The 4,602-nt window shown below is 63.7% G+C and carries 3 protein-coding genes; 2 read left to right on the top strand and 1 reads right to left on the bottom strand.

What is annotated here, in order from left to right:
• The coding region (locus AC2VLV_RS06620) for a YccF domain-containing protein (RefSeq protein ID WP_486989218.1) at nucleotides 1-362 on the top strand (362 nt) is incomplete at its 5' end.
• A 785-nt stretch (nucleotides 363-1,147) separates the two neighbouring features.
• Here AC2VLV_RS06620 and AC2VLV_RS06615 read toward each other — a convergent pair.
• Nucleotides 1,148-2,473 carry a UDP-glucose dehydrogenase family protein gene (locus AC2VLV_RS06615; RefSeq protein ID WP_486989217.1) on the bottom strand — a complete coding sequence of 442 codons (1,326 nt, stop codon included), beginning with the start codon at nucleotides 2,471-2,473 and terminating at the stop codon, nucleotides 1,148-1,150.
• Between the two features lie 514 nt (nucleotides 2,474-2,987).
• On the opposite strand from AC2VLV_RS06615, the gene AC2VLV_RS06610 reads away from it, so the two are divergent.
• On the top strand, nucleotides 2,988-4,602 hold a 1,615-nt coding region (locus tag AC2VLV_RS06610; protein ID WP_486989219.1), incomplete at its 3' end, for a PHA/PHB synthase family protein.

Genomic DNA, 4,602 nt, shown 5'->3' with positions numbered 1-4,602 from the left:
TCTGGTTCATCCTCGGCGGCTTTGTCATGGGCCTGGCCTGGTGGTTCACCGCGCTGATCTGCGCCATCACCATCATCGGCATTCCCTGGGCGATTGCGGCGTTTCGCATCGGCGCCTTCAGCTTCTGGCCCTTCGGCCGCAAAGTGGCGGACAAACCCGCGGGCACGCTGGGCAGCGGCATCGGCGCCCTGGGCAATCTGGTCTGGGCGATTCTGTTCGGCTGGTGGCTAGCGCTGGGACACCTGGTTTCGGCGGTGCTGTGCGCTATCACCATCATCGGCATTCCCTTCGCCCTGCAGCACATCAAGCTGGCCGGTCTGGCCTTCTTCCCGTACGGCAAGGAGATCGTGCCGATTAACTGACAGGACCCGGGCCAAGGAGTCTGTCGGGCTTGAGGCGTGTAGAGCGGAAAAAGGATGAGCGAATAGCTTGTGGCGGTGGTCAACGCTTGAAGTAACCGCGCAAAGAGCACGCAGCAGGGTTTTTCCCCGGTGAACTGAATGGTTAGAGCGCTTTCTTGCCGTGAAGCAATTCGTGACAAAAAGAGCATACGGCCATGAGATCTGATGGCAACTCTTGGCCAATCCGCTCATATGTAATGTGGTGGACTTGAGTGGCTGGATAGTGCTCGCAACACTCACAGATACCGTTAGCTTTTCGTATTGCCGCATTGCGCTTCACGTACCAAAGTTTTGAGGACAGATACGCTTGATACTCAGCCTCCAAGGCGGGCTTGATGGCATGAAAAGTAGCGACGTAAGAAGCCTGCTTGCGTGCGTACCACATTGGCTCAAGCTCGTTGTCGAAGGGTGGCGCCTCAAAGCCGTTTAGCTCGGTTATAGCCTCGCCTCTGGCTATTGCCTTCCCAGCGTGTCCGCAGCGTGTGCACTGACGATAAAAGGTTGGCCGACCGTCCTTAATAATGCGTAACCGGAGCTCACGCGCGGAATGCACACATGAATACTCCGCCTCTATCGCGGTATACGCCTCTCGCTTGATGGTGAATGCTGGCAACTAAACGCCTCCTACGCTCTTACGAATGGAGTTAAGCGGCGTCGAAGCCCTCTGCTTGTCACTCCACAAGTCCGTGCACTGGGGGAGATAAAACCCGTCCAACCCATTTCGGCAATTCCAAACGCCTAAAAATTCAGCCGCGACCGATGCCGTAGTAGCGCAGGCCCGTGCTGCGCACGAACTCCGGGTCCCAGATATTGCGGCCGTCGAATACCACGCGGTCGCGCAGGGTGGCTGCGAGAGAGGTGAAATCGGGCGAACGGAAAGCATGCCACTCCGTGATGACCACTAGCGCATCCGCCCCGCTCAGCGTGGCGCGGGCGTCGGCGGCAAACTCCAGTGCGGGATGCTCGGGCAGCAGGCGCCGCGCCATTTCCACCGCCACCGGGTCCCAGGTCTGCACTCGCGCACCGGCCTGCAGCAGCGCGGTGATCAGGTCCAGACTGGGCGCGTCGCGCATGTCGTCGGTGTTCGGCTTGAAGGCCAAACCCCACAGGGCGATGGTCTTGCCAGCCAGCTTGCCCTGATAGTGGTCGCTGATTTTCTCGAATACCCGCAGCTTCTGCCGCTGGTTGACCGACTCCACCGCCTCCACCAGTTCGGCGTGCAGCCCGAGTTCGCGCGCGGTGTGCGCCAGGGCCTTCACGTCTTTGGGAAAGCACGAGCCGCCATAGCCCGCGCCGGCGTAGAGAAAATGGCTGCCGATGCGGTGATCGACACCGATGCCCTTGCGAATCTGTTCGATATCGGCCCCGACCGCCTCGGCAATGCGCGCCAGTTCGTTCATGAACGAGATGCGCGTGGCGAGCATGGCGTTGGCGGCGTACTTGGTGAGCTCGGCGCTGGCGGCGTCCATCACCATGATTTTTTCGTGATTGCGGTTGAACGGGCGGTACAGCTCGCGCATGGTGGCGATGGCCTGCGGGTCGTCGCTGCCCAGCACGATGCGGTCGCCGCGCGTGAAATCTTCAATGGCGGAACCTTCCTTCAAAAACTCCGGATTGCTCACCACACCCAAGCGATGGCTCACCCCGCGCGCGGCCAGACCGGCCTCGGCCAGCGCGCGCACCTTGGGAATGGTGCCCACCGGCGCGGTGGACTTCTGCACCACGACCAGCGGCCCGGTCATGGCGCGGCCGATTTCCGTGGCGGCGCCTTCCACCTGCGACAGATCGGCCTGACCATTGGGCAGCGACGGCGTGCCCACGGCGATGAAGCACACCTGCGAATCGGGCAGGCCTTCGGCGATGCTCGGGCTCAGGGTCAGACGGCCCTGCTCGATGTTGCGCCGCACCAGATCGCTCAGACCCGGTTCGTAGAACGGCACCTCGGCCCGGTCGCGCAGCGCGGACAGGCGGTCGGCATCGCGCTCGATGCAAGTGACCTGATTGCCCACGTCGGCAAAACACGCTGCGGTCACCAGACCCACATACCCCGCTCCTATCACTGTGACGCGCATAACCGGCTTTCTCGTAATTTCATGATGGAGTGCTATTTTGCAGGAAGTGTTTCGCCAGCGGCGTGACAGAACGGCGTGGCGCGTTGCATCTGCGTGTTGCATCTGCATACCCGGCCGACTTGATGCGCATCAAGTGCCATGCTGCACTGCGACATTCAAATGGAATGATCTGTCAAGGAGAAGCGATATGAGCCCACCCCGAAAACCAGCGCTTCGCTCGGCTCTCCCCACAAGGGGCCAGAAACTCTTGGTGCGGCCCGGCGAGTTTGCTGATAGCCAGCTCCAAGCTCCAAGCCGCAAACCGCACAAATTGCGGACTGCCGCCCCGGCAACCGCCACAACGCCCTTGCCAGTGAAACAAGCCGTGAACAAGGCCGCCGGATCGCCGCCCGTGACCCCCGCCAATGCCGTAGCCGACGTTCCGGCTCGCGCGCCGAGAGCAGTCGCCGCGCCCAGCATCCCCCTGCCTCCCGCCGACGCGCAAGCGCTCACCCCGCCCGACCGCGAACAGGCCATGCGCGAGCTGATCGACCGGGCGCTGCACGCTTTCACCGCCAAGGCCACGCTCGGCCTGTCGCCCGCCGCGCTCGGCCTGGCCTTTGCCGACTGGGGCATGCACATGGCGGCCTCGCCCGGCAAACAGGCCAGCCTCGCCGCACAGGCGCTGGAGATGCAGGGACGATGGCTGCGTTATGCCGCCGAATTGGGCACGCACGCCCTGCGCGCCGACCGCACGCCCTGCCCCGACTGCGTCGCCCCCACCCCCAACGACCGGCGCTTCAGTGCGGCGCAGTGGCAGCAGTTTCCGTTCAATCTGCTGGCCCAGCGCTTTTTGCTGCGCGAACAACTCGTCGATGCCACCGCCCACGGCGTGCGCGGCGTGTCGCCGCACCACGAGCAGGTGGTGGCCTTCATGGCCCGGCAGTGGATGGACATGCTCTCGCCCAGCAACTTTTTCTGGACCAACCCTGAGGTGCTGGAGCGCACCCTGAGCAGCGGCGGTGCCAATCTGGCGCAAGGCCTGCGCAACTGGCTCGACGATGCCCAGCGCCTGCTCGACAAACGCCCGCCCGCTGGCGTGGACCAGTTTCGCCCCGGCCACGAGCTTGCGGCGACCCAGGGCAAAGTGGTGCTGCGCAACCGCCTGATGGAGCTCATCCAGTACAGCCCGGCCACGCCCAAGGTGCAGGCCGAGCCGGTGCTCATCGTGCCAGCTTGGATCATGAAGTACTACATCCTCGACCTGTCGCCGCACAACTCGCTGGTGAAGTTTCTGGTCGATCGCGGTCATACGGTGTTCATGTTGTCGTGGAAAAACCCGGGCGCAGACGAACGCGATCTGGGCATGGAAGACTATTTGCACCTCGGCCCCTTTGCCGCGCTCGATGCGGTGACTTCCATCCTGCCCGGCCGCAAGGTGCACGCCGCAGGCTACTGCCTGGGCGGCACACTGCTGTCCATCGCGGCCGCAGCACTGGCGCGGCGCGGCGACGAGCGTCTGGCCAGTGTCAGCCTGTTCGCGGCGCAGACCGATTTCACCGAAGCCGGCGAACTCACCCTGTTCACCGACGAAAGTCAGATCAGTTTTCTCGAAGACCTGATGTGGTCGCAGGGCTACCTCGACACCACGCAGATGGCCGGCACCTTCCAGATGCTGCGCTCGTCCGACCTGATCTGGTCGCGCCTGATGCGCGACTACCTCATGGGCGAGCGCGCGCCGATGAACGACCTCATGGCCTGGAATGCCGACGCCACCCGCATGCCCTATCGCATGCACAGCGAATACCTGCGCAAGCTCTACCTGCGCAACGCCCTGGCCGAAGGGCACTACGCCGTCGATGGCCGCCCGGTCGCGGTGGAAAACGTGACCGCGCCCTGGTTCGTCGTCGGCACCGAGACCGACCATGTCGCACCGTGGAAATCGGTCTACAAGATTCACCTGCTGGCCGATTCCGAAGTCACCTTTGTGCTCACCAGCGGCGGGCACAACGCGGGCATCGTGAGCGAGCCCGGCCATCCGCACCGCCATTACCGCTGGGCGCTGCACCCCGGCGGCCGCCCCTACACCGACCCGGCGCACTGGGTGCAACTGGCGCAGGCCGAAGAAGGCTCCTGGTGGCCGCGCTGGG

It is taken from the genome of Thiomonas sp. TH-17 (assembly GCF_057473305.1).
This window is presented reverse-complemented; position numbering and strand designations above follow the sequence as displayed.